The sequence below is a fragment of the Streptomyces sp. NPDC047981 genome (assembly GCF_040653315.1).
Classification (GTDB): domain Bacteria; phylum Actinomycetota; class Actinomycetes; order Streptomycetales; family Streptomycetaceae; genus Streptomyces.
Map to the genome: position 1 here is coordinate 13,596 of NZ_JBEZNQ010000032.1, position 24,372 is coordinate 37,967.

The 24,372-nt window shown below is 70.0% G+C and carries 20 protein-coding genes and 1 riboswitch; of the genes, 15 read left to right on the forward strand and 5 right to left on the reverse strand.

The window, feature by feature from the left end; all coding sequences use genetic code 11:
• Positions 1 to 60 precede the first annotated feature (60 nt).
• The 3 genes from AB0E14_RS20330 (at position 61) to AB0E14_RS20340 (ending at position 5,322) form a co-directional block, all read left to right on the forward strand.
• Positions 61 to 1,329: a sensor histidine kinase gene (locus AB0E14_RS20330; RefSeq protein WP_362419553.1), complete on the forward strand. Its 1,269-nt coding sequence runs from the start codon at positions 61 to 63 to the stop codon at positions 1,327 to 1,329.
• Positions 1,326 to 2,015 carry a response regulator transcription factor gene (locus AB0E14_RS20335; RefSeq protein WP_362419556.1) on the forward strand — a complete coding sequence of 230 codons (690 nt, stop codon included), beginning with the start codon at positions 1,326 to 1,328 and terminating at the stop codon, positions 2,013 to 2,015. The genes AB0E14_RS20330 and AB0E14_RS20335 overlap by 4 nt, the downstream gene beginning before the upstream one ends.
• Positions 2,016 to 2,163: 148 nt before the next feature.
• Positions 2,164 to 5,322, forward strand: coding sequence for an efflux RND transporter permease subunit (locus tag AB0E14_RS20340; protein ID WP_362419559.1), 3,159 nt, complete (start codon positions 2,164 to 2,166; stop codon positions 5,320 to 5,322).
• 66 nt (positions 5,323 to 5,388) lie between these two features.
• Here the strand turns inward: AB0E14_RS20340 and nadA are convergent, their stop codons facing one another.
• The gene (gene nadA / locus AB0E14_RS20345) at positions 5,389 to 6,570 is read right to left on the reverse strand and encodes a quinolinate synthase NadA (protein WP_362419562.1); all 1,182 of its coding nucleotides are present in this window, start codon (positions 6,568 to 6,570) and stop codon (positions 5,389 to 5,391) included.
• A gap of 325 nt (positions 6,571 to 6,895) precedes the next feature.
• Here nadA and AB0E14_RS20350 point away from each other — a divergent pair, with 325 nt between their 5' ends.
• Positions 6,896 to 7,252: an iron-sulfur cluster assembly accessory protein gene (locus AB0E14_RS20350; protein ID WP_018848827.1), complete on the forward strand. Its 357-nt coding sequence runs from the start codon at positions 6,896 to 6,898 to the stop codon at positions 7,250 to 7,252.
• A gap of 75 nt (positions 7,253 to 7,327) precedes the next feature.
• On the opposite strand, the gene AB0E14_RS20355 is transcribed toward AB0E14_RS20350, so the two are convergent.
• Both AB0E14_RS20355 and AB0E14_RS20360 read right to left on the reverse strand, forming a co-directional pair.
• Positions 7,328 to 8,830 (reverse strand): hypothetical protein, encoded by a 1,503-nt coding sequence (locus tag AB0E14_RS20355; protein ID WP_362419565.1) that lies wholly within the window; start codon positions 8,828 to 8,830, stop codon positions 7,328 to 7,330.
• Positions 8,831 to 8,916: 86 nt separating this feature from the next.
• The gene (locus tag AB0E14_RS20360; protein WP_362419567.1) at positions 8,917 to 9,123 is read right to left on the reverse strand and encodes a hypothetical protein; all 207 of its coding nucleotides are present in this window, start codon (positions 9,121 to 9,123) and stop codon (positions 8,917 to 8,919) included.
• Positions 9,124 to 9,254: 131 nt separating this feature from the next.
• On the opposite strand from AB0E14_RS20360, the gene AB0E14_RS20365 reads away from it, so the two are divergent.
• Complete coding sequence (locus AB0E14_RS20365) at positions 9,255 to 10,229, forward strand: carbohydrate kinase family protein (protein ID WP_362419570.1); 975 nt, start codon at positions 9,255 to 9,257, stop codon at positions 10,227 to 10,229.
• Positions 10,230 to 10,366: 137 nt separating this feature from the next.
• Here the strand turns inward: AB0E14_RS20365 and AB0E14_RS20370 are convergent, their stop codons facing one another.
• Positions 10,367 to 11,752 carry an aminotransferase class V-fold PLP-dependent enzyme gene (locus AB0E14_RS20370; RefSeq protein WP_362419573.1) on the reverse strand — a complete coding sequence of 462 codons (1,386 nt, stop codon included), beginning with the start codon at positions 11,750 to 11,752 and terminating at the stop codon, positions 10,367 to 10,369.
• A gap of 359 nt (positions 11,753 to 12,111) precedes the next feature.
• Here AB0E14_RS20370 and coxB point away from each other — a divergent pair, with 359 nt between their 5' ends.
• The 4 genes from coxB to AB0E14_RS20390 all read left to right on the forward strand — a co-directional run bounded on the left by coxB (position 12,112) and on the right by AB0E14_RS20390 (position 16,549).
• A complete protein-coding gene (gene coxB, locus AB0E14_RS20375) occupies positions 12,112 to 13,038 on the forward strand; it encodes a cytochrome c oxidase subunit II (RefSeq protein WP_362419576.1) in 927 nt (308 codons plus the stop codon).
• Entirely contained in the window at positions 13,035 to 14,777 is a 1,743-nt protein-coding gene (gene ctaD / locus AB0E14_RS20380) for a cytochrome c oxidase subunit I (protein WP_362419579.1), read from the forward strand. Before coxB ends, ctaD begins: the two co-directional genes overlap by 4 nt.
• Positions 14,774 to 15,172 carry a cytochrome c oxidase subunit 4 gene (locus AB0E14_RS20385; protein ID WP_361669642.1) on the forward strand — a complete coding sequence of 133 codons (399 nt, stop codon included), beginning with the start codon at positions 14,774 to 14,776 and terminating at the stop codon, positions 15,170 to 15,172. The genes ctaD and AB0E14_RS20385 overlap by 4 nt, the downstream gene beginning before the upstream one ends.
• Positions 15,173 to 15,295: 123 nt before the next feature.
• The gene (locus tag AB0E14_RS20390; RefSeq protein ID WP_362419583.1) at positions 15,296 to 16,549 is read left to right on the forward strand and encodes an Ig-like domain-containing protein; all 1,254 of its coding nucleotides are present in this window, start codon (positions 15,296 to 15,298) and stop codon (positions 16,547 to 16,549) included.
• 15 nt (positions 16,550 to 16,564) lie between these two features.
• On the opposite strand, the gene AB0E14_RS20395 is transcribed toward AB0E14_RS20390, so the two are convergent.
• A complete protein-coding gene (locus AB0E14_RS20395; protein WP_362419586.1) occupies positions 16,565 to 16,966 on the reverse strand; it encodes a hypothetical protein in 402 nt (133 codons plus the stop codon).
• A 177-nt stretch (positions 16,967 to 17,143) separates the two neighbouring features.
• On the opposite strand from AB0E14_RS20395, the gene AB0E14_RS20400 reads away from it, so the two are divergent.
• From AB0E14_RS20400 to AB0E14_RS20425, 6 genes are all read left to right on the forward strand, one after another.
• Positions 17,144 to 17,764, forward strand: coding sequence for a heme-copper oxidase subunit III (locus AB0E14_RS20400; protein WP_352189322.1), 621 nt, complete (start codon positions 17,144 to 17,146; stop codon positions 17,762 to 17,764).
• A 68-nt stretch (positions 17,765 to 17,832) separates the two neighbouring features.
• The gene (locus AB0E14_RS20405; protein WP_362419589.1) at positions 17,833 to 18,642 is read left to right on the forward strand and encodes a c-type cytochrome; all 810 of its coding nucleotides are present in this window, start codon (positions 17,833 to 17,835) and stop codon (positions 18,640 to 18,642) included.
• Entirely contained in the window at positions 18,639 to 19,691 is a 1,053-nt protein-coding gene (locus AB0E14_RS20410; RefSeq protein WP_362419592.1) for a Rieske 2Fe-2S domain-containing protein, read from the forward strand. Before AB0E14_RS20405 ends, AB0E14_RS20410 begins: the two co-directional genes overlap by 4 nt.
• On the forward strand, positions 19,688 to 21,313 hold the full coding sequence (locus AB0E14_RS20415) for a cytochrome bc complex cytochrome b subunit (RefSeq protein ID WP_362419596.1): 1,626 nt from the start codon (positions 19,688 to 19,690) through the stop codon (positions 21,311 to 21,313). Before AB0E14_RS20410 ends, AB0E14_RS20415 begins: the two co-directional genes overlap by 4 nt.
• A 157-nt stretch (positions 21,314 to 21,470) precedes the next feature.
• Positions 21,471 to 22,535, forward strand: coding sequence for an anthranilate phosphoribosyltransferase (gene trpD, locus AB0E14_RS20420; RefSeq protein WP_362419599.1), 1,065 nt, complete (start codon positions 21,471 to 21,473; stop codon positions 22,533 to 22,535).
• A gap of 109 nt (positions 22,536 to 22,644) precedes the next feature.
• Positions 22,645 to 22,761: riboswitch (SAM riboswitch) on the forward strand.
• Positions 22,762 to 22,968: 207 nt separating this feature from the next.
• Positions 22,969 to 24,372 (forward strand): aminotransferase class V-fold PLP-dependent enzyme, encoded by a 1,404-nt coding sequence (locus AB0E14_RS20425; protein WP_362419602.1) that lies wholly within the window; start codon positions 22,969 to 22,971, stop codon positions 24,370 to 24,372.

Sequence of the window (24,372 nt, forward strand, 5' to 3'; positions counted from 1 at the left end):
CGCCCCTCCCCACCGGAGGAGCGGGGCACCGGTGCGTTCCACCCCGTACCGTTGCATGTCGTGACCACCCTCGACAGCGGCTTCCCGCGGGGCCGGCAGTGGCTGCGGGAGCACCCGCTCGCCTTCGACGCGGCGCTCGCGCTCGGCGCGCTCGTCTGCATGATCACCGCGTCCTTCGCCGACCCGCACGGCAGCCCGAACGGCCCCACCTTCGGCGACCGCAGCCCCGACATGGGCAGCGTGGGCCTCATGGTGCTCGGCGCCGCCGCCCTCGTCCTGCGGCGCCGCGACCCCCTCGCCGTCCTGGCCTTCACCGGCGCGGTCACCCTTGTCGAGCTGATCGTCGACGACCGGCCCGCGCCGGTCGTGATGAGCGCCGTGATCGCGGTCTTCACGGTCGCCGCCCGCACCGACCGGCCCACCACCTGGCGGGTCGGCCTCATCACCATGGCCGTGCTCACCGGCGCCTCGATGCTCTTCGGGCCGACACCCTGGTACGCGCAGGAGAACCTGGGCGTCTTCGCCTGGACCGGCATGGCCGCGGCCGCCGGTGACGCCGTGCGCAGCCGCCGCGCCTTCGTCGACGCCATACGGGAACGGGCCGAGCGCGCCGAGCGGACCCGCGAGGAGGAGGCCCGCCGCCGGGTCGCCGAGGAGCGGCTGCGGATCGCCCGCGACCTGCACGACGTCGTCGCCCACCACATCGCCCTGGTCAACGTCCAGGCCGGGGTCGCCGCCCATGTCATGGACAAGCGCCCCGACCAGGCCAAGGAGGCCCTCGGGCACGTCCGGGCCGCCAGCCGCTCCGCCCTCGACGAGCTGCGGGCCACCGTCGGCCTGCTCCGCCAGTCCGGCGACCCCGAGGCCCCCACCGAACCGGCGCCCGGCCTCACCGTCCTCGACCAGCTCCTCAGCACCTTCCGCAACGCGGGCCTCCCCGTCGAGCTGGCCTGGGCCGGCGCCGACACCGGCGCGCTGGGCGAACGGCAGGAGGGCGCCCCGACGGCGCCGCGGCTGCCGGCGGCCGTCGACCTCGCCGCGTACCGGATCATCCAGGAGGCGCTGACCAATGTGCGCAAGCACGCGGGCCCGGGCGCCAAGGCCGAGGTGAGCGTCGTCCGGGTCGGCCGCACGGTCGAGATCACCGTCCTCGACGACGGCGTGCCGCAGCAGACGCCGTCCGCCGACACCGGCGGCCACGGGCTGCTCGGCATGCGCGAACGGGTCACCGCCCTCGGCGGCACGCTGACCGCGGCACCCCGCTACGGTGGCGGTTTCCGGGTCCAGGCGATACTGCCCGCCACGGCCCGTACGGGGGAGGACACATGACGATCCGGGTGCTGCTCGCCGACGACCAGGCCCTGCTCCGCAGCGCCTTCAAGGTGCTGGTGAACTCCGAACCGGACATGGAGGTGGTCGCCGAGGCCGCGGACGGCGCGGAGGCCGTCGCCCTCGCCCGCTCCACCCGGGCCGACGTCGTCCTGATGGACATCCGGATGCCCGGCACGGACGGGCTCGCCGCCACCCGGATGATCACGGCCGACCCGGAGCTGACCGGCGTACGGATCGTCATGCTCACCACCTTCGAGGTGGACGAGTACGTCGTGCAGTCGCTCCGCGCCGGGGCCTCCGGCTTCCTCGGCAAGGGGGCGGAACCGGACGAACTGCTCAACGCCATCCGGATCGCCGCCGCCGGGGAGGCTCTGCTCTCGCCCGTGGCGACCAAAGGGCTGATCGCCAAGTTCCTCGCCCAGGGCGGCAGTTCGGACCCCGACGGCGACGAGACCCCGGGGTACTCGCAGCGGCTCGCCGCGCTCACCACCCGGGAGCGCGAGGTCCTGGTCCTCGTCGCGGGCGGCCACTCCAACGACGAGATCGCCGAACGCCTGGACGTCAGCCCCCTCACGGTGAAGACCCATGTGAACCGGACCATGGCGAAGCTCGGCGCCCGGGACCGCGCCCAGCTGGTGGTCACGGCCTACGAGTCGGGGCTGGTACGTCCAAGGGTGGAGTGAGGGAGTACACCGGCGTACTCCAGACGCGGTATGCGCCGCATAAGGAATTGAGCCCCGGGGGCGAGGATCCGTTGCCTCTCATGGCTGATCGTGTATGCGGGCACCCATCACCGCCCGCCTGCCGAGCACGCCACAGAAGAGAGACCCCATGTCCTGGCTGTCCAGATTCAGCCTCGCGCAACGGGCCCTGATCGGGCTGATGTCCATCGTCGCCATCGTCTTCGGGGCGATAGCCATCCCGCAGCTGAAGCAGCAACTGCTGCCCTCGATCGAGCTCCCGATGGTCTCGGTCCTCGCCCCCTACCAGGGCGCGTCTCCCGACGTGGTCGAGAAGCAGGTCGTCGAACCGCTCGAGGCCACCATCAAGGCCGTCGACGGCATCAAGGGCGTCACGTCCACCGCCTCCGAGGGCAACGCCGTCATCATGGCCACCTTCGACTACGGCGACGAGGGCACCAAGCAGCTCGTCGCCGACGTCCAGCAGGCCGTGAACCGCGCGCGCGTCGCGCTGCCCGACGGGGTCGACCCGCAGGTCGTCGCCGGTTCCACCGACGACATCCCGACGGTCGTCCTCGCGGTCACCTCCGGCAAGGACCAGCAGGCGCTCGCCGACCAGCTGGAGCGCACCGTCGTCCCGGCCCTCGAGGACATCGACGGTGTCGGCCAGGTCTCCGTCGACGGTGTCCAGGACCTCCAGGTCTCCGTCACCCCCGACGACGCCAAGCTCGCGGCGGCCGGTCTCGACGTGGGCAAGCTCGCCGAGGCCATCCGCTCCGGCGGCGGCACGGTGCCGGCCGGCTCGTTCTCCGAGGACGGCAAGAGCCGCACGGTCCAGGTCGGCGGCGGCTTCACCTCGCTGCAGCAGCTCCAGGAGCTGCGGATCAAGCCCGAGCAGGGCAAGGCGGTCCGCCTCGCCGACGTGGCCGAGGTGAAGCAGGAGGAGGCCTCCCGGGTCTCCATCACCCGTACCAACGGCAAGCCGAGCCTCGCCGTGATGGCCACCATGGACAACGACGGCAGCGCCGTCGCCATCTCCGACGCGGTCAAGGAGAAGCTGCCCGAGCTGCGCAAGGACCTCGGCGCGGGCGCGGAGCTGACCGTCGTCTCCGACCAGGGCCCCGCCGTCTCCAAGTCGATCTCCGGTCTGACCACGGAGGGCGCGCTCGGCCTCGTCATGGCCGTTCTGGTCATCCTGGTCTTCCTGACCTCGATCCGCTCCACACTGGTCACCGCGGTCTCGATCCCGCTCTCGGTCGTCCTGGCGCTGATCGTGCTGTGGACCCGCGACCTCTCGCTCAACATGCTGACCCTGGGCGCCCTCACCATCGCCATCGGCCGGGTCGTCGACGACTCGATCGTGGTCCTGGAGAACATCAAGCGGCACCTCGGCTACGGCGAGGAGCGCCAGTCGGCGATCCTCACCGCCGTCCGCGAGGTCGCGGGCGCCGTCACCTCCTCCACGCTCACCACGGTCGCGGTCTTCCTGCCGATCGGTCTGGTCGGCGGCATGGTCGGCGAGCTGTTCGGCTCGTTCAGCCTGACGGTCACCGCCGCCCTGCTCGCCTCGCTCCTGGTCTCGCTCACCGTCGTCCCGGTCCTCTCGTACTGGTTCCTGCGCGCCCCCAAGGGCACGTCGGCGGACCCGGACGAGGCCCGGCGCCGCGCGGAGGAGAAGGAGAACAAGAGCAAGCTGCAGCGCCTGTACGTGCCGGTCCTGCGGTTCGCGACCCGGCGCCGGCTCACCAGCGTGGCGATCGCGGTCGTCGTCCTGGTCGGCACCTTCGGCATGGCCCCGCTCCTGAAGACGAACTTCTTCGACCAGGGCGAGCAGGAGGTCATGAGCATCAAGCAGGAGCTGGCCCCGGGCACCAGCCTCGCGGCGGCCGACGAGGCCGCGAAGAAGGTCGAGCAGGTCATCGCCGCCACCGACGGCGTGAAGGACTACCAGGTCACCGTCGGCTCCTCGGGCTTCATGGCCGCCTTCGGCGGCGGCACGGGCGCCAACCAGGCCTCGTACCAGCTGACCCTGGAGGACTCGGCCTCGTACGAGAAGACCCGGGACGCCATCGACGCGGCGCTCGGCAAGCTCGACGGCATCGGCGACACCACGATCGCGGCCGGCGACGGCTTCGGCAGCCAGGACCTGAGCGTGGTGGTCAAGGCCTCCGACGCGGACACCCTGAAGAAGGCGTCCGAGCAGGTCAAGGCCGAGGTGGCGAAGCTCAAGGACGTCACCGACGTCCAGAGCGACCTCTCCCAGTCCGTGCCGCGGATCTCCGTCAAGGCGAACGCCAAGGCGGCGGAGCTCGGCTTCGACGACACGACGCTCGGCATGGCCGTCGCCCAGGCGGTCCGGGGCACCCCGGCCGGCAAGGCGATCCTGAACGACACCGAGCGGGACATCGTCCTGACCTCGGCCAAGCCGGCCACCACGATGGCGAGCCTGAAGGCGCTGCCGTTCGGCCCGGTCAAGCTCGGCGACATCGCCACGGTCGAGCTCGTCCCCGGCCCGGTCTCGATGACCCGGATCGACGGCTCGCGGGCCGCCACGATCAGCGCCAAGCCGACCGGTGACAACACCGGCGCGGTGAGCACCGAGCTGCAGTCGAAGATCAGCGCGCTCGACCTGCCGGAGGGCGCGACCGCCTCCATCGGCGGTGTCTCCGAGGACCAGTCCGAGGCCTTCCTCAACCTGGGCCTGGCGATGCTCGCGGCGATCGCGATCGTCTTCATGCTCCTGGTCGCGACCTTCAAGTCGCTCATCCAGCCGCTGATCCTGCTGGTGTCGATCCCGTTCGCGGCGACCGGCGCGATCGGTCTGCTCGTGGTCACGGGCACGGCGATGGGCGTGCCGGCGATGATCGGCATGCTGATGCTCATCGGCATCGTCGTGACCAACGCGATCGTCCTGATCGACCTGATCAACCAGTACCGCGCCCAGGGCCTGGGCGTCGTCGAGGCGGTCGTCGAGGGCGGCCGGCACCGACTGCGCCCGATCCTCATGACGGCCCTGGCGACGATCTTCGCGCTGCTCCCGATGGCGCTCGGCATCACCGGCGAGGGCGGCTTCATCGCGCAGCCGCTCGCGGTGGTGGTGATCGGCGGTCTGATCACCTCGACGCTGCTGACGCTGCTCCTGGTCCCGACGCTCTACGCGATGGTGGAACTCCGCAAGGAGCGCCGCGCGAAGAAGAAGGCGGCCAAGAAGGCGAAGAAGCGGGACGGCACGCTGGACAACCCCGAGCAGCCGGACGTGACCCCCGCGGACGCGACCCTGCTGGACAAGCTGGACGCGCTCGACATCTGACGCGCCGAACGCCGAAGGGCGCCCCGCACCGTGCGGGGCGCCCTTCGGCGCGTCGGGGGAGAACCGTTACGGCAGAGCGAGCATCCGCTCCAGCGCCAGCTTGGCGAAGCTCTCGGTCTCCTGGTCGACCTGGATCCGGTTGACCAGCTTGCCCTCGGCGAGCGACTCCAGCGCCCACACCAGGTGCGGCAGGTCGATCCGGTTCATCGTCGAGCAGAAGCAGACCGTCTTGTCGAGGAAGACGACCTCCTTGTCCGGGTGCGCGTTGGCGACGCGGCGGACCAGGTTCAGCTCCGTGCCGATGGCCCACTTCGAGCCGGCCGGGGCCGCCTCCAGGGTCTTGATGATGTACTCCGTCGAGCCGACGTAGTCCGCCGCCGCGACGACCTCGTGCTTGCACTCCGGGTGGACGAGCACGTTGACGCCCGGGATCCGCTCCCGCACGTCGTTGACCGAGTCCAGCGAGAAGCGCCCGTGCACCGAGCAGTGCCCGCGCCACAGGATCATCTTGGCGTTCCGCAGCTCCTCGACGGTCAGGCCGCCGTTCGGCTTGTGCGGGTTGTACAGGACGCAGTCGTCCAGCGACATGCCCATCTCACGCACGGCCGTGTTGCGGCCCAGGTGCTGGTCGGGCAGGAAGAGGACCTTCTCGCCCTGCTCGAAGGCCCAGTCCAGGGCCCGCTTGGCGTTGGACGAGGTGCAGATCGTGCCCCCGTGCTTGCCGGTGAAGGCCTTGATGTCGGCCGAGGAGTTCATGTACGAGACGGGCACGACCTGGTCGGCGACGCCGGCCTCGGTCAGCACGTCCCAGCACTCGGCGACCTGCTCGGCGGTGGCCATGTCGGCCATCGAGCAGCCGGCCGCGAGGTCGGGGAGCACGACCTTCTGGTCGTCCGTGGTGAGGATGTCGGCCGACTCGGCCATGAAGTGCACACCGCAGAAGACGATGTACTCGGCCTCCGGGCGCGCCGCGGCGTCACGGGCGAGCTTGAAGGAGTCGCCGGTCACGTCCGCGAACTGGATGACCTCGTCGCGCTGGTAGTGGTGGCCGAGGACGAAGACCTTGTCCCCGAGCTTCTCCTTGGCGGCGCGGGCACGCTCCACCAGGTCCGGGTCGGAGGGCGAGGGAAGGTCGCCCGGACACTCCACTCCGCGCTCGCTCTTGGGGTCGGCCTCGCGGCCGAGCAGCAGGAGGGCGAGCGGCGTCGGCTGTACGTCCAGGGGCTGGGCGGTGGTCACGTCACGCACCCTTTCTTTCTGCGGAAGCTCTCTGCGGGAAGTGCTTTTCGTCTAAATGACGCTATCTATCATAACCGCTTCACGTCAGTTTGACGATGTCCATAGTGTCGATGTGACGAATTCGCGGTCGACGGATCCGCGCCCGCTCGCCCCCGCCGCGGAGGCCGTTCCCGCCCGGCTCCGCGGCTGGTCGTTCCGCGTCCGCGAGCGGGTGTGCGAGCATGAAAGGGATAAAGACGCGATGCCGAGCCTCGCCCGGAATGAATCCGAGGCCCCGCCGGTTGCAACCGTCGGCAAGCAGTCTCCGTCTCCGTACAACCCGGGAGAGAAGCAGATGTCCGTATCGGACGAGAAGACCACTGTCAGCGACGGCATCCTCCTGTCTGACGCCGCCGCGGCCAAGGTCAAGGCCCTGCTCGACCAGGAAGGCCGCGACGACCTGGCGCTGCGCGTCGCCGTACAGCCCGGCGGCTGCTCCGGCCTGCGCTACCAGCTCTTCTTCGACGAGCGTTCGCTCGACGGCGACGTCGTCAAGGACTTCGACGGCGTCAAGGTCGTCACCGACCGCATGAGCGCCCCGTACCTGGGCGGCGCCTCCATCGACTTCGTCGACACCATCGAGAAGCAGGGCTTCACGATCGACAACCCGAACGCCACGGGCTCCTGCGCCTGCGGCGACTCGTTCAGCTAAGCCTGAAGCAGTACCGCGAAGGCGGCCGCCCGGACTCCGGGCGGCCGCCTTCGCGCGTCTCGTGGCCGGTACGGCTCACGTCCTCGGCACGGGCTCCCCGCTCGCCGCGTCCACGACCGTACGGCCGCCCAGCGGCTGCTCCAGGGCCACCGTCCGGGTCACCTCCACGGCGATCGCGATGCACGCCCGGTCGGGGTCGATCGGCTTCTCCGTGATCCGTACGGAGACCCGGTCGGGGCTCTCCGTCGCCGTCGCGGTGTACGTGCTGCACACCCCGCCCCAGAAGGTGACCGAGAGTTTCGTGCCGGCGCCGTCCACCCGGTACGACTGGATCTGCCGTGCGGGCGCCGTGCCCTCGCCCTGATCCGGCGTCGGCGTCGGGGTGGGCTCCGGCTTCGCCGGGGGCGCCAGGTGCTCGGGCGCCACCGCGGTCCGGACGACCGTGTGCGGCTCCGCCCCGGCCTCCGGCTCCACCTGGAAGAGCCAGGACGGTACGAGCGCCCGCTCGCCGTCCACGAACTGCGCGGCGAGCCCGAAGACCGCACCGGTGACGGTCAGCTCGCGCGGCTCGTTCCGGGGCTCACAGGGAGCCGTCGGCGCCGTCCCGGTGCCCTCGGCGGATCCGGCGGATCCGGCGGAACCGTCGGGTGCGGCGGGCGCGCCGGGTGCCTCCCCTGGCGTGTCCCCGGCCGGCGGGGCCGTCGCGCAGCCGCCGATGCCGACCGAACCCGGCACCGCCGCCCTGTTGAGCTCCTCCAGGGCCTTCCCGGCGGAGACCACCGGATACTCGGCCCCCTTGGCCGGCTCCTTCAACTGCCCGCTGCCGGAGACCAGTTCACCGCCCGGGCCGACCTGGATCCCGGTCGACCAGCCGTACGTCGGCAGCCCGCCCACGACCGGGTCGGCGTTGACCACCCGTACCGACCCCATCAACTGGCTCGCGTCGATCTTCGCGTCGTCCTGGCCCACCGCCTTCAGGACCGGAGCGGCCGCCGCCCGCGCCGTCGCCTCGCTCACCGGTCCGCCCTTCGGCGACTCCGCCTCTCCCGGCGGCGGGCAGGCCTTGCCCTTGAGACAGGTGTCGCCGACCGGGCCCCCGTCGTACCGCGCGAACGTCCAGCTGCCCGGCGCCTTCGCCGACACGTCCAGGCGCAGCCCCGAGCCGTCCTTCTCCGGCGCGATCTTCCAGACCTCGCCGTCGAGACTCGGCGTGCCCGAGATGCCCAGGGCCTTGGCCAGCCGGGTCACCTCCGCCGAGGAGACCCGGCCCTCGGGCCGGTGGACCGCGGCCGAGGAGGGCCCCGTGGGGAGGGGGCCCTTGGCCTTGTAGACGGCGCCGCCGCCGTTCGGGTCGGGCTCGCCCGGCGCGATACCGGGACCGCCGTCCCGGTTCGAGCCGTCGCCCGTGGCGTCCAGGCTCAGCGGCGGGGGTGCCACGGCGGCGCCGCCCGCCGTGGGGGTGCCGTCCGAGGTGTTCGCGAGATACACCCCGCCACCCCCGGCGAGCAGCACGCCCGCCGCGACCGACGCCACGAGGAGTGGCCGGGGCCGCGTCCGCCGGTTCTCCGTACCGCTCACCGCATCGCTCCTTCGTCCCGCGCCCGGGAGGACGCCTCCCGGAAGACATCAGTGGGACGGAACGGGCGCGCGAGCGGTTCCGTCCCTCAGGCGCCGTATTCGGAGGTGGCGGCGATCAGCCGCGCGGAGGCGGGCGGTACGACGACCCCGTGGATGGCCGCGGGGGAGACCCTGGCGGGCGCGGCGTCCGCCGGAACGACCCAGTGCGGCGCCATCCGCGCGCTGTCGCCGCGCAGCTGGGCGAGGCTGAACTCGGACTCCTGAGGCTCGCGAGGAGCGGGTTGCGTCGACATAGCCGCACCGTACGCACGCCACCGCTCTGCGGAAAAGACCTACTCTGGGGTAGTTTCCACTGTTCGGCAGCGGCGGCAAAGCCGGTAACGTGAGGTGTCAACCGCTTTCCGTCCCGCAGGAGCGCCCAGCCGTGCGTATCGCAGTCACCGGCTCCATCGCCACCGACCACCTCATGACCTTCCCCGGCCGGTTCGCAGACCAGCTCGTAGCGGACCAGCTGCACACGGTCTCCCTCTCCTTCCTCGTCGACAACCTCGACATCCGTCGGGGAGGCGTGGGCCCGAACATCTGCTTCGGCATGGGCCAGCTCGGCGGCAACCCGATCCTCGTGGGTGCGGCGGGCTACGACTTCGACGAGTACCGCGCCTGGCTCGACCGCCACGGCGTCGACACCGGCTCCGTGCGGATCTCCGAGGTCCTGCACACCGCCCGGTTCGTCTGCACCACGGACAAGGACCACAACCAGATCGGCTCCTTCTACACCGGCGCCATGAGCGAGGCCCGGCAGATCGAGCTGAAGGCCGTCGCCGACCGCGTGGGCGGCCTCGACCTCGTCCTGATCGGCGCCGACGACCCCGAGGCGATGCTGCGCCACACCGAGGAGTGCAAGACGCGGGGCATCGCCTTCGCGGCCGACTTCTCCCAGCAGATCGCGCGCATGGACGGCGACGAGATCCGCACGCTCCTGGACGGCGCCACCTACCTCTTCTCCAACGAGTACGAGAAGGGCCTGATCGAGTCCAAGACGGGCTGGAGCGACGAGGAGATCCTCGGCCGGGTCGGCCACCGGGTCACCACCCTCGGCTCGCGCGGTGTCCGGATCGAGCGGGCGGGCGAGGCGAGCATCGAGGTCGGCTGCGCCGAGGAGGAGGCCAAGGTCGACCCGACCGGCGTCGGCGACGCCTTCCGGGCCGGCTTCCTGACCGGCCTGTCGTGGGGCGTCAGCCTGGAGCGCGCGGCCCAGGTCGGCTGCATGCTCGCGACGCTGGTGATCGAGACCCTGGGCACCCAGGAGTACACGCTGCGCCGTGCCAACTTCATGGAGCGCTTCACCAAGGCCTACGGCGACGAGGCCGCGGCCGAGGTCCAGACGCACCTGAGCTGAGCGGGGCGGGGGAGCCGCCCTCGCACGTGGCAGGGCCCGGCCGCTCCGCGCCGGGCCCCGGCCGCCGCCTGCGGCCCCCGCGGGCCCCGGCCCCCGGAGCCGAGGACCCCCGCGCCCCGCCCGGAGGCGGTGCGCCCCTACGCCAGCCGCCGCACCACGTACGCCACCCCGCCCTTCGGGGACGGCTCCTCGCCCACGTACTCCTGGCCGCGCATCTCGCACCAGGCCGGGATGTCCAGGCGGGCCGCCTCGTCGTCGGAGAGGACCGTGACCGTGCCGCCCACCGGCACGTCGCCGATCACCTTCGCCAGCTCGATCACCGGGATCGGGCAGCGCCGGCCCAGCGCGTCCACCACGAGGGACCCCGAGCCGCCCGCGCCCGTCGGCGCCTCCGGCGCCCCGAGCCGCTCCCGTACCGCCGCGACCACCCTCGGCAGCACGGTCAGAAAGCGGTCCACGTCCTCCTCCGCCGTGCCCGCCGGCAGCGAGACGCGGACGTTCCCCTCGCTCAGCACCCCCATGGCGCGCAGCACATGGCTGGGCGTCAGGGTCGAGCTCGTACACGACGAACCGGACGAAACGGAGAAACCCTCCCGGTCCAGCTCGTGCAGCAGGGTCTCTCCGTCGACATAGAGACAGGAGAAGGTGACGAGATGGGGGAGCCGGGAGACCGGGTCGCCCACCACCTCCACGTCCGGCACCAGCTCCGGCACCCGCGCCCTGATCCGGTCCACCAGACCCCGCAGCCGGGCCCCCTCGGCCGCCGCCTCCGCCCGCACCGCCCGCAGCGAGGCCGCCGCGGCCACGATCGCCGGCAGGTTCTCGAAACCGGCCGCCCGCCCCGACTCCCGCTCGTCGGACGGACCTTGAGGGGCGAAACGGACACCCTTGCGGACCGCGAGCAGCCCCACACCCGCCGGACCGCCCCACTTGTGCGCGCTCGCCGCGAGCAGCGACCAGGAACCCTCCACCGGTCCCCACCCCAGCGACTGCGCCGCGTCGACCAGCAGCGGCACGCCCGCCGCCGCGCACACCTCGGCGACCTCCGCCACCGGCTGGGCCGTCCCCACCTCGTGGTTGGCGGACTGCAGACAGGCCAGCGCCGTCCCCGGCGCGCCGACCGCCGCCGCGAAGGCGGCCGCCTCCACCGCGCCGGACCGGCCCACCGGCACCTCCGTCACCGACCCGCCGGCCGCCGTGTGCGCCTCGCCCGCGTGCAGGACGGAGGAGTGCTCGACCGCCGAGACGACGAGGCCGGACCCGACACGCCGACGCCCCGCGAGCGCGCCGGCAATTCCGGTGTGCACCGCCCGGGTCCCCGAAGGAGTGAACACCAGCTCGTCGGGGCGGCAGCCCACCGCCTCGGCCGCGGCCTCCCGGGCCGCGTCGAGCAGCATCCGGGCCCGCCGCCCCTCGCGGTAGAGCCGGGCGGGGTCGGCCCAGCCCTCGTCCAGGGAGGCGAGCAGCGCCTGGCGGGCGACGGGGTGGAGCGGGGCGGAGGATGCGGCATCGAAGTAGGGCACGGCACCACGGTAGAGCGCGCACGTGTAAGCACCCGTCAGATACCGAGCCCGCACGAGCGATCGCCCCCCGCCCGGCGGGTCGCGGGGGCCCGGCGGAAGCCCGGCGTCCACCCCTTCGGGGAGTCGGACGGCGCGTTGGGCACCCTCCCCGCGCGACCCCAAATAGCGTCCAGTAGGGTTTGGTCCGCATAAACATCCAAACCCCTGCCCGCGGCCGGGGCGGCGACCGACCAGCGAGACGGACGGCCGTGGCCGACCAACGCGGGCCGAGACTCTCGGGAAGGCGCTACGTGAGTCCCAACGGCTCCGACCTCCCCCGCACCCAAGGCGCGGGTGGTACCCCCACGTCTCGGCGCCCGATGCGGCGGAAGCTGCCGCAGGTGCTGACTGCGGGCCTGATCCTGGCGACAGCCACCGGCTGCTCGTACAACTGGGAAGACTTCCCCCGCCTCGGCATGCCCACGCCGGTCACGGAAGAGGCTCCCACGATCCTCTCCCTCTGGCAGGGCTCGTGGGCGGCCGCCCTCGTCACCGGTGTGCTGGTGTGGGGCCTGATCCTGTGGTCGGTCATCTTCCACCGGCGCAGCCGCACCAAGGTCGAGGTACCTCCGCAGACGCGGTACAACATGCCCATCGAGGCGCTGTACACGGTCACTCCGCTCATCATCGTCTCGGTGCTCTTCTACTTCACCGCGCGCGACGAGTCGAAGCTCCTGTCGCTCGCCGACAAGCCGGCCCACACGATCAACGTGGTCGGCTACCAGTGGAGCTGGGGCTTCAACTACATCGAGAACGTGCCCGGGGTGGAGGGTGACGCGCAGACGGCCCCCAACCTGGACGCCATTCCGGACAAGTACCAGGACGACTTCCCGGCGAACGCCGGTGGCGTCTACGACGCCGGTATCCCCGGTGACCGGAACCCGCAGACCGGCAACCCGGGCCCGACCCTGTGGCTGCCGAAGGGCGAGAAGGTCCGGTTCGTCCTGACCTCCCGTGACGTCATCCACTCCTTCTGGGTGGTCCCCTTCCTGTTCAAGCAGGACGTCATCCCCGGTCACACCAATGTCTTCGAGGTCACGCCGACCCAGGAAGGCACCTTCCTCGGCAAGTGCGCCGAGCTGTGCGGTGTCGACCACTCCCGGATGCTCTTCAACGTCAAGGTGGTCTCCCCGGAGCGCTACCAGCAGCACCTGAAGGAGCTGGCGGAGAAGGGGCAGACCGGCTACATCCCGTCGGGCATTGAGCAGACGGACCCGGCCAGGAATGCGGAGAAGAACCAACTGTGAGCATCCTCAACGAACCCCAGGGTGCGGCCGCGGCTGAGGACTCGTACGAGAACGAGCTCCCGGTACGCCGCAAGCAGCCCGGCAATGTCGTGGTGAAGTGGCTGACGACCACCGACCACAAGACGATCGGCACGCTGTACCTCGTGACGTCGTTCGTCTTCTTCTGCATCGGCGGCCTGATGGCGCTCTTCATGCGCGCCGAGCTGGCCCGTCCGGGTACGCAGATCATGTCGAACGAGCAGTTCAACCAGGCGTTCACGATGCACGGCACGATCATGCTGCTGATGTTCGCGACGCCGCTGTTCGCCGGCTTCGCGAACTGGATCATGCCGCTGCAGATCGGCGCGCCCGACGTGGCGTTCCCGCGGCTGAACATGTTCGCGTACTGGCTGTACCTCTTCGGCTCGCTCATCGCCGTGGGTGGCTTCCTCACCCCGCAGGGCGCCGCCGACTTCGGCTGGTTCGCCTACTCCCCGCTGTCGGACGCGGTCCGCTCGCCGGGCGTCGGCGCCGACCTCTGGATCATGGGTCTGGCCTTCTCCGGCTTCGGCACGATCCTCGGCTCGGTCAACTTCATCACCACGATCATCTGCATGCGCGCTCCGGGCATGACGATGTTCCGCATGCCGATCTTCACCTGGAACGTGCTGCTGACCGGTGTCCTGGTCCTGCTCGCCTTCCCGGTCCTCGCGGCCGCGCTGTTCGCCCTGGAGGCGGACCGCAAGTTCGGTGCCCACGTCTTCGACGCGGCCAACGGCGGTGCCCTGCTCTGGCAACACCTCTTCTGGTTCTTCGGACACCCAGAGGTGTACATCATCGCCCTGCCGTTCTTCGGCATCGTCTCCGAAGTGATCCCGGTCTTCAGCCGCAAGCCGATGTTCGGTTACATCGGTCTGGTGGCCGCGACCATCGCGATCGCCGGTCTCTCCGTGACGGTGTGGGCCCACCACATGTACGTCACCGGTGGCGTGCTCCTACCGTTCTTCTCCTTCATGACGTTCCTCATCGCCGTACCGACCGGTGTGAAGTTCTTCAACTGGATCGGAACGATGTGGAAGGGCTCGTTGTCCTTCGAGACACCGATGCTCTGGACGATCGGCTTCCTGATCACCTTCACCTTCGGTGGTCTGACCGGTGTCATCCTGGCCTCGCCGCCGATGGACTTCCACGTCTCCGACTCGTACTTCGTCGTCGCGCACTTCCACTACGTCGTCTTCGGCACCGTGGTCTTCGCGATGTTCGCCGGCTTCCACTTCTGGTGGCCGAAGTTCACCGGCAAGATGCTGGACGAGCGGCTCGGCAAGATCACGTTCTGGACGCTGTTCATCGGCTTCCACGGCACGTTCCTGGTGCAGCACTGGCTCGGTGCCGAGGGCATGCCGCGTCGTTACGCGGACTACCTCGACGCCGACGGCTTCACCGCCCTGAACACCATCTCGACGATCTCCTCGTTCCTGCTGGGCATGTCGATCCTGCCGTTCTTCTACAACGTCTGGAAGACCGCCAAGTACGGCAAGAAGATCGAGGTCGACGACCCGTGGGGCTACGGCCGTTCGCTGGAGTGGGCGACCTCCTGCCCGCCGCCGCGGCACAACTTCCTCACCCTGCCGCGGATCCGTTCCGAATCCCCGGCGTTCGACCTGCACCACCCTGAGATCGCGGCGGTCGACCAGCTGGAGAACAAGCCGCACGAGGCCGAGGCTCTCACCGCCGGCAGCAGCAAGGAGGCCGGCAAGTGAAGATCCAGGGCAAGATGTTCATCTGGCTGAGCGTCTTCATCCTCGCCATGGCGATCCTCTATGGCGTGTGGTCGAAGGAGCCGGTCGGCACCACGGCGCTCTTCCTGGCCTTCGGCCTCGCCATCATGATCGGCTACTACCTGGCCTTCACGGCCCGGCGGGTCGACGCGATGGCGCAGGACGACAAGGAGGCCGACGTCGCGGACGAGGCCGGCGAGGTGGGCTTCTTCGCCCCCCACAGCTGGCAGCCGCTCTCGCTGGCCGTCGGTGGTGCGCTCGCCTTCCTCGCCGTCGCGATGGGCTGGTGGATCCTGTACTTCTCGGCTCCGCTGATCCTGGTCGGTCTGTTCGGCTGGGTGTTCGAGTTCTACCGCGGTGAGAACCAGAACCAGTAGCACCACCCGCTCCACCCCGTAACACCCCGAGGGGCCCGGTCACTTCGTCGCCACGAAGTGACCGGGCCCCTCGTTTGCCGTACTCGACGCGCTGGGTGCGAGGAATGTTCTTACGGTGATGTCATGAACGACACGCCGCGCATTCGGACTGTTCTGAGCTGCACTCTTCTGGCCGCCATCGTGACCGCGGGCGCGGGTGCCTGCGCGGGCGAGGACGGACATCCGCTCTCGGCGAAGCCCTTCGACGCGGCGGAGCAGGTGTCCTTCAGCGCCCCCACGGGCAACGAGAAGGCCGACCCGGACAAGGCGCTGGAGATCAGGGCCAAGGACTCCGACGGCCGGATCACCGACGTCACGGCCGTCGACGCGACCGGACACCACCTGGCCGGTGAGCTGACCGCCGACGGCCTCCTCTGGCGCTCCACGGGCTCCCTGACGGCCGGCGCACGCTACACCGTGAAGGTGTCCGTGGAGGACGAGGACGGCGCCCCCGGCACCCGTACGTTCACGTTCGACACCGCCCCTGCCAAGCGGGCCCTGACGGTCGAGTTCGGCCCGGAGGCGGGCACGTACGGCGTCGGTCAGCCCATCACGGCCGACCTCAGCCTCCCGGTCAAGGACAAGAAGGCCCGCGCGGTCGTCGAACGGGCGCTGAAGGTGCGCTCCACACCGGCGGTCGAGGGCTCCTGGCACTGGGTGGACGACAAGAAGCTGCACTTCCGCCCGAAGGAGTACTGGCCCACGGGCGCGTCGATCACCGTCACCGGCAACCTCGCGGGCGTCAAGGTCGGCGACAAGCTCTACGGCGGCGACTCCAAGCCGCTCAAGCTGACCATCGGCGACCGGATCGAGGCCGTCGCGGACGCCGGCTCGCACTACATGACCGTGCGGCGCAACGGAAAAGTGATCAACACCATTCCGGTGACCACCGGCAAACCGGGCTTCTCCACCCGGAACGGCATCAAGGTCGTGCTCGGCAAGGAGTACTTCGTACGGATGCGCGGTACCAGCATCGGCATCGCGGAGGGCAGCTCGGAGTCGTACGACCTGCCCGTCTACTACGCCACCCGGGTCACCTGGAGCGGCGAGTACGTCCACGCCGCGCCCTGGTCCGTGGGCTCGCAGGGCGTGGCGAACGTCAGCCACGGCTGTGTCGGCATGTCGACCGGGAACGCGGCCTGGTTCTTCGAGACCGTCCGCCCGGGCGACATCGTGAAGACCGTCAACAGCGCCGGCGACACGATGGACCCCTTCGGCAACGGCTTCGGCGACTGGAACCTCGAGTGGGACAAGTGGCGCCAGGGCAGCGCCCTGGTGGCCGACGCCAAGAGCGCCGCCCACCAGCCCGACCCGAGCCGCCTGAGCCCGTCCGTCTAGGCTCCGCCGAGGCCGTTACGCGTCGATGGAGAGGCGCTCGCGCAGCAGACCCGCCAGGGACGCCGCGAACTCGACCGGTTCCACCGGAAGAGTGACAGCGGCGTCCGCCCGGCTCCAGGTCGCCAGCCAGGCGTCCTGCGGGCGGCCGATCAGCAGCAGCACCGGCGGGCAGCGGAAGACCTCGTCCTTGATCTGCCGGCAGACGCCCATGCCGCCCGCGGGCACGGCCTCGCCGTCCAGGACGCAGGCGTCGATCCCGCCCTCCTCGAGCCGCTTGAGCACGGCCGGGAGTGTCGCGCACTCGATGAACTCGACCGGGGGAACGTCGGCCGCGGGCCTGCGCCCCGCAGCCAGCCGCACCTGTTGCCGCGTGTTGGCGTCGTCGCTGTAGACCAGGACCGTGGCGCTCGACTGCATCGTTCCTCCGTGAAGGTCATCAACCGATGCGCGGGATGCTACTCCGTCCCACACCCCGTCAACACCGGTACGACACCGGTCGGGAGGCCGCCGCGATGGGCCGTTCGGGCTGGACACACGCCCCTGACACTCCGAACGGCACCCCCCGGAGTGAGGGCGGGATAAGCGACCGACATAATGTCGGTCGTGGCGACAGTAACGACAGTAGAAACCGGGCACGCGCACCCGTCGGTCAATCGACCGAACCTCACCAGCGTCGGAACCATCATCTGGCTGAGTTCCGAGCTGATGTTCTTCGCGGCCCTCTTCGCGATGTACTTCACCCTGCGATCGGTGACCGGTCCCGAGTTCTGGACGGAAAAGGCCGACGCCTTGAACTTCCCGTTCTCGGCGACCAACACCACGATCCTGGTGCTCTCCTCCCTCACCTGCCAGCTCGGCGTCTTCGCCGCCGAGCGGGGCGATGTGAAGAAGCTCCGGACGTGGTTCATCATCACGTTCGTGATGGGTGCGATCTTCATCGGCGGCCAGGTCTTCGAGTACACCGAGCTGGTCAAGCACGAGGGTCTCTCGCTCTCGTCGGACCCGTACGGCTCGGTGTTCTACCTGACCACCGGCTTCCACGGCCTGCACGTGACGGGCGGTCTCATCGCCTTCCTGCTGGTCCTGGGCCGGACGTACGCCGCCAAGAGGTTCACTCACGAGCAGGCAACCGCCGCCATCGTCGTGTCCTACTACTGGCACTTCGTCGATGTCGTCTGGATCGGCCTCTTCGCCACGATCTACATGATCAAGTAATCGGGTCCAGGGGACCCGAGCACATCCAGCAAGCATCGACGCAGAAGATCCTGACACCGGGGTAATCCGTGAAAAAGCTCTCCGCACGACGACGCCATCCGCTGGCGGCGGTCGTCGTCCTACTCCTCGCGCTGGCGGCCACCGGGGGGCTGTACGCCGCGTTCGCGCCCGCGGGCACGGCGAAGGCCGACGAAACCGCCCAGTCCCTCGCCATCGAGGAGGGCAAGAAGCTCTACGCCGTCGGCTGCGCCAGCTGCCACGGAACCGGCGGTCAGGGCACCACTGACGGCCCGTCCCTGGTCGGCGTCGGCTCGGCGGCCGTGGACTTCCAGGTCGGCACGGGCCGTATGCCGGCCCAGCAGCCGGGCGCCCAGGTGCCGAAGAAGAAGGTCATCTACACGCAGGCTGAGATCGATCAGCTCGCGGCGTACATCGCCTCCCTCGGCGCCGGCCCGATCACGCCGACCGAGAAGCAGTACAGCCCCGACGGCGCCGACATCGCCCGTGGTGGCGACCTGTTCCGCTCCAACTGCGCCCAGTGCCACAACTTCACCGGTGAGGGCGGCGCGCTGACGCACGGCAAGTACGCCCCGAACCTCGAAGGCGTGAGCCCGAAGCACCTGTACGAGGCCATGCAGACCGGCCCGCAGAACATGCCGTCCTTCCCCGACACGACCATGCCGGAGAAGGAGAAGAAGGACATCATCGCGTACGTCCAGGCCGTGAACGGCGAGAAGGCCGACAGCCCCGGCGGGCTCAGCCTCGGCGGCCTCGGCCCCGTCAGCGAGGGTCTGTTCGCGTGGGTGTTCGGTCTGGGTGCGCTGATCGCAGTTGCCGTCTGGGTCGCGGCCCACACCGCTAAGGCCAAGAAGTCATGAGTAGCCAAGAGATTCCAGAAGAGAACCTGCCCGTTGAGCAGGACACCGCGCACGGCGCGGTGAAGGTCCTCGACGACCCGTTCGCGGACCCGGGCCTCCCGCCCCACAAGCCGCGCATCCAGGACATCGACGAGCGGGCCGCCAGGCGGTCCGAGCGTGCGGTCGCCTTCATGTTCACGCTGTCGATGCTGGCCACGGTCGGCTTCATCGCGTCGTACGTGATCTTCCCGGTGGACAAGATCGTGTACATCTGGCCGTTCGGCCGGGTGTCCGCGCTCAACTTCTCCCTGGGTCTGACCCTCGGTGCGGCGCTCTTCTTCATCGGCGCGGGCGCGGTCCACTGGGCCCGCACCCTGATGTCCGACGTGGAGATCGCCGACGAGCGTCACCCGATCCAGGCGTCCCCGGAGACCAAGGCGAAGGTCATGGCGGACTTCGCGGCCGGTGCCGCCGAGTCCGGCATGGGCCGCCGCAAGCTCATCCGCAACACGATGTTCGGCGCGCTGACGCTCGTACCGCTCTCCGGCATCGTGCTGCTGCGTGACATGGGCCCGCTGCCCGAGAAGAAGCTCCGGTCCACCCTGTGGGCCAACGGCAAGCAGCTCATCAACATGAACACGCACGAGCCGCTGCGTCCCGAGGACGTCGCCGTCGGTTCGCTGACCTTCGCGATGCCCGAGGGCCTCACGGAGCACGACCACGACTTCCAGGTCCAGATCGCCAAGGCCGCCCTGATGATCGTCCGGATCCAGCCGGAGGACATCAAGGACAAGCAGGAACTGGAGTGGTCGCACGAGGGCATCGTCGCCTTCTCGAAGATCTGCACCCACGTCGGTTGCCCGATCTCGCTGTACGAGCAGCAGACCCACCACGTGCTCTGCCCGTGCCACCAGTCCACCTTCGACCTCTCCGACGGCGCCCGCGTCATCTTCGGCCCGGCCGGTCACGCCCTTCCGCAGCTGCGGATCGGTGTGAACGACAAGGGCAACCTGGAGGCGCTCGGCGACTTCGACGAGCCCGTCGGCCCTGCCTTCTGGGAGCGCGGATGAGCACTGTGACCGATACGAAGAAGAAGGCACCCGCCGGCGAGCGGGTGGCCGACTGGGCCGACGGCCGCCTGGGGATCTACTCCCTGGCCAAGGCCAACATGCGGAAGATCTTCCCGGACCACTGGTCCTTCATGCTGGGTGAGATCTGCCTCTACAGCTTCCTGATCATCATCCTCACGGGTGTGTATCTGACGCTGTTCTTCCACCCGTCGATGAACGAGGTGGAGTACCACGGCAGCTACATCCCGCTGCAGGGTCAGCTGATGTCCGAGGCGTTCAACTCGACCATGCACATCTCCTTCGATGTGCGCGGTGGTCTGCTCATCCGGCAGATCCACCACTGGGCGGCGCTGATCTTCCTCGCCGGCATGTTCGTGCACATGATGCGCGTCTTCTTCACGGGCGCGTTCCGCAAGCCGCGTGAGATCAACTGGCTGTTCGGCTTCCTGCTGTTCTTCCTGGGCATGTTCACTGGCTTCACCGGTTACTCGCTCCCGGACGACCTGCTCTCCGGCACCGGTGTCCGCTTCATGCAGGGCGCGATCCTGTCCGTGCCGATCATCGGCACGTACCTGTCGATGTTCCTGTTCGGCGGCGAGTTCCCCGGCGGCGACTTCGTGGCCCGGTTCTACTCGGCCCACGTCCTGCTGCTGCCCGGCATCATGCTCGGCCTGGTGGTCGCCCACCTGATCCTGGTCTTCTACCACAAGCACACGCAGTTCGAGGGCCCCGGCCGGACGAACAAGAACGTCGTGGGCATGCCGCTGCTGCCGGTCTACATGGCCAAGGCCGGAGGCTTCTTCTTCCTGGTCTTCGGTGTCATCGCGGTCATCGCGGCGATCGCCTCGATCAACCCGATCTGGGCCCTCGGCCCGTACCGCCCGGACCAGGTGTCCACCGGCGCCCAGCCCGACTGGTACATGGGCTTCGCCGAGGGTCTGATCCGTGTCATGCCGGGCTGGGAGATCAACCTCTGGGGCCACACGCTCGTCCTGGGCGTGATGATCCCGCTGGCGATCTTCCCGCTGGTCCTCGCGGCCATCGCGGTTTACCCGTTCATCGAGTCCTGGATCACGGGCGACAAGCGCGAGCACCACATCGCGCAGCGCCCGCGCAACGCTCCGACGCGCACCGCCTTCGGTGTCGCCTGGATCACCGCGTACATGGTCATGCTCGTCGGTGGTGGAAACGACCTCTGGGCCACCCACTTCCACCTGTCGATCAACTCGATCACCTGGTTCGTCCGGATCTTCTTCTTCGTCGGACCGGTCATCGCGTTCGTCGTCACCAAGCGGATCTGCCTCGGCCTCCAGCGCCGGGACAAGGACAAGGTGCTGCACGGACGCGAGTCCGGCATCATCAAGCGCCTGCCGCACGGTGAGTTCGTCGAGGTCCACCAGCCGCTCAGCCAGGGAGAGCTGTACAAGCTCACGGCGCACGAGCAGAACAAGCCGGCCGAGCTCGGTCCGCTGGTCGACGAGAACGGCGTCGAGCGCAAGGTCGGTCGCATGGAGAAGCTCCGCGTCAAGCTCAGCAAGGGCTACTACGGCGAGGACCACCAGATCGCCAAGCCCACCGCCGAGGAGTACAAGGAGATCACGAGCGGCCACGGCCACCACTGATCGCCTGATCCTCACTCCCCCTGGGGCTTCGCCCCGGGGGGACCCCCAGAAGATCGCCACAGCGGGAGCCCCGTCCATTCGATGGACGGGGCTCTTTGCCGTCCCCGTTGCTCGATAGGGTGGAGTCGTCACTCTCACGTACTCATCAGGAGCTGCCATGAGCGCTGCCACCCCCGCTGGAGGACCTACGTCGGCGGGCCGCTCCTGGCCTGCCGTCCTGGACGGACTGCTGACCGGCCGCGACCAGAGCGCGGAGGACACCGCCTGGGCCATGGACCGCATCCTGCGAGGTGAGGCCACCGACGCTCAGATCGCCGGCTTCGCCGTCGCGCTGCGGGCCAAGGGCGAGACCGTCGAGGAGATCACCGGCCTCGTCCGGACCATGTACGAGCACGCCAACCTGATCGAGGTCCCCGGCCCGTCCGTGGACATCGTCGGCACCGGCGGCGACGGCGCCAAGACCGTCAACATCTCCACCATGTCCGCGATCGTGGTGGCCGGCACCGGGGCGAAGGTCGTCAAGCACGGCAACCGGGCCGCCTCCAGCGCGAGCGGCGCCTCCGACGTCCTGGAGAAGCTGGGCGTCAACCTCGAACTGACCCCCAGGAGGGTCGCCGAGGTCGCCGAGGAGGCCGGCATCACCTTCTGCTTCGCCGTGAAGTTCCACCCGGCGCTGCGCCATGTGGCCGCGGCCCGGAAGGAGCTCGGCATCCGGACCACCTTCAACTTCCTCGGTCCGCTCACCAACCCGGCCCGGGTCAAGGCCCAGGCGACCGGTGTGGCCGACGCCCGGATGGCCCCGATCATGGCCGGCGTGCTCGCCGAGCGCGGCTCCTCCGCGTTGGTCTTCCGCGGCGACGACGGCCTGGACGAGCTGACGACCACGGCCACCTCGCGGGTCTGGGTGGTACGGGACGGCCAGGTGCGCGAGGAGGCCTTCGACCCGAGGGACGTCGGCATCGAGCTGGTCCCCGTGGAGGCGCTGCGCGGCGCCGACGCCTCGTACAACGCGGACGTGGCACGCCGGCTGCTCGCGGGGGAGACCGGTCCCGTACGGGACGCGGTTCTGCTGAACTCGGCGGCGGCGCTCACGGCGCTGAACCCGGGGGAGGGCAGCCTGGTGGAGCGGCTGCGTCAGGGGATCGCGCAGGCGGCCGAGGCGATCGACTCGGGCGCCGCGCGGCAGGCGCTGGAGCGCTGGGTGGCGGCCAGCAACGCGTAACGCGGAGAAGCGTGGCGAAGGGGTCCGGGACCGTCCGGGCCCCTTTTCGCGTCCCGGATCCCGGACACGGGTTGCGCCGGAGCGATCACCTGGCATAGCTTCTTGGCCAGGTCATGAGTGACAGCTACGAAGCCCCGGCTTGCTGTCCGGCAACCCTCCGTCCGTGGCGGGGTGCCCCGGGTGAAGACCAGGCCGTAGGCAGCGAGGTCTACGGCAAGCGCGGACCCCTGCACACTGCGACATGTGTGCGGCCCTGGGGTCCTGGTCCTCAAGGGAGCAGTCTCGTGAGCAAGCGAATGCGTTAGGGCCTTCGGCCCCTTCTTCCCACCCTCCGCACGCCCTGTCGTGTGTCGAGGCAACACCCGTACGAGGCACCCCCGTCGTGCTGCCCTGCGGGCCCTTCGCTGCCCAAGTCCTGCCAGGAGATACCGCCATGTCCGCGTACCCGAACGCCGCCGTCGCCACCACCGCCGCCACCACCGACTCAGAGGCCGCCGACCCCTGCTGTGCCGCCCCGCTCCCGGTGCTCGGGCGGGACGTCACCGTGCCGCTCGTGACCGGCGGCGAGGTCACGTACGCCGCGCTCGACTACGCCGCCAGCGCGCCGGCCCTCCAGCGGGTGTGGGACGACGTCGCCGCGTACGCCCCCTACTACGGCAGCGTCCACCGGGGCGCCGGGTACCTCTCGCAGCTCTCCACCGACCTGTTCGAGAACAGCCGGGTCACCGTCGCCGAGTTCCTCGACTGCCGCCCCGGCGACCAGGTCGTCTTCACCCGCTCCACCACCGACTCGCTCAACCTGCTCGCCGCGGTCCTCCCCGCCGGCTGCGAGGTCTTCGTCTTCGAGACCGAGCACCACGCCTCGCTCCTGCCGTGGCAGGACGCGCGGGTGACGTACCTCAACGCGCCGCGCACGCCCGCCCAGGCCGTGGAGACCCTGGAGCGCGCCCTCGCCGACCGCGACCCCTACGGCCCCGCCCTCGTCTGCGTGACCGGCGCGTCGAACGTCACAGGGGAGCTGTGGCCGGTCAGGGAGCTGGCCGCCGCCGCGCACGCGCACGGCGCCCGGATCGTCCTCGACGCCGCCCAGCTCGCGCCCCACCACCCCGTCTCCGTACAGGAGTTGGACGTGGACTGGGTCGCGTTCTCCGGGCACAAGCTGTACGCGCCCTTCGGCTCCGGAGTCCTCGCGGGCCGCGCCGACTGGCTCCAGGACGCCGAGCCCTACCTCGCCGGTGGCGGCGCCTCGAAGAAGGTCGCCCGGCGCGCCGACGGCGGAGTGGACGTCGAGTGGCACACCACGGCCGCCCGCCACGAGGCCGGTTCGCCGAACGTCATCGGTGTCTACTCCATCGCCTCCGCCTGCAAGGCGCTCACCGAAGCCGGATTCGACCAGCTCGTCGCCCGCGAGCAGCACCTGATCGACACCGTACGGGCGGGCCTCGCCGAGGTCCCCGAGGTGAAGGTGCTCTCGCTCTTCGGCGACGAGGCGCCGCGCGTGGGTGTCATCTCCTTCGTCGTCGAGGGCTGGAACAGCTCGCACTTCGCCGCCGCGCTCTCCGCCGAGTACGGCATCGGCGTCCGCGACGGCCTCTTCTGTGCCCACCCGCTGGTCCGCACCCTGCTCGGCAGCGACCCGCAGACCCAGGGCGAGTGCGGCGCGCCCGAGGCGGCGCCCGGCGAGAAGTCCCTCAACGCCATCCGGGTCAGCTTCGGCGCCGGTACGCCCGACGAGCACGTGGAGCGTTTCGTCCGGGCCGTGAAGGAGCTGGTCAGGGACGGCGCGCAGTGGAAGTACCGCACCGAGGACGGCCGTTGCGTCCCGGACCGCGGCTGA

Excerpts from the sequence above, each read along its gene's own strand:
- AB0E14_RS20335 (WP_362419556.1), top strand. The coding sequence starts at position 1,326 with ATGACGATCCGGGTGCTGCTCGCCGACGACCAGGCCCTGCTCCGCAGC.
- AB0E14_RS20340 (WP_362419559.1), top strand. The coding sequence starts at position 2,164 with ATGTCCTGGCTGTCCAGATTCAGCCTCGCGCAACGGGCCCTGATCGGG.
- AB0E14_RS20350 (WP_018848827.1), top strand. The coding sequence starts at position 6,896 with ATGTCCGTATCGGACGAGAAGACCACTGTCAGCGACGGCATCCTCCTG.
- AB0E14_RS20360 (WP_362419567.1), bottom strand. The coding sequence starts at position 9,123 with ATGTCGACGCAACCCGCTCCTCGCGAGCCTCAGGAGTCCGAGTTCAGC.
- coxB (WP_362419576.1), top strand. The coding sequence starts at position 12,112 with ATGCGGCGGAAGCTGCCGCAGGTGCTGACTGCGGGCCTGATCCTGGCG.
- AB0E14_RS20390 (WP_362419583.1), top strand. The coding sequence starts at position 15,296 with ATGAACGACACGCCGCGCATTCGGACTGTTCTGAGCTGCACTCTTCTG.
- AB0E14_RS20395 (WP_362419586.1), bottom strand. The coding sequence starts at position 16,966 with ATGCAGTCGAGCGCCACGGTCCTGGTCTACAGCGACGACGCCAACACG.
- AB0E14_RS20400 (WP_352189322.1), top strand. The coding sequence starts at position 17,144 with ATGTCGGTCGTGGCGACAGTAACGACAGTAGAAACCGGGCACGCGCAC.
- AB0E14_RS20410 (WP_362419592.1), top strand. The coding sequence starts at position 18,639 with ATGAGTAGCCAAGAGATTCCAGAAGAGAACCTGCCCGTTGAGCAGGAC.
- AB0E14_RS20415 (WP_362419596.1), top strand. The coding sequence starts at position 19,688 with ATGAGCACTGTGACCGATACGAAGAAGAAGGCACCCGCCGGCGAGCGG.
- trpD (WP_362419599.1), top strand. The coding sequence starts at position 21,471 with ATGAGCGCTGCCACCCCCGCTGGAGGACCTACGTCGGCGGGCCGCTCC.
- AB0E14_RS20425 (WP_362419602.1), top strand. The coding sequence starts at position 22,969 with ATGTCCGCGTACCCGAACGCCGCCGTCGCCACCACCGCCGCCACCACC.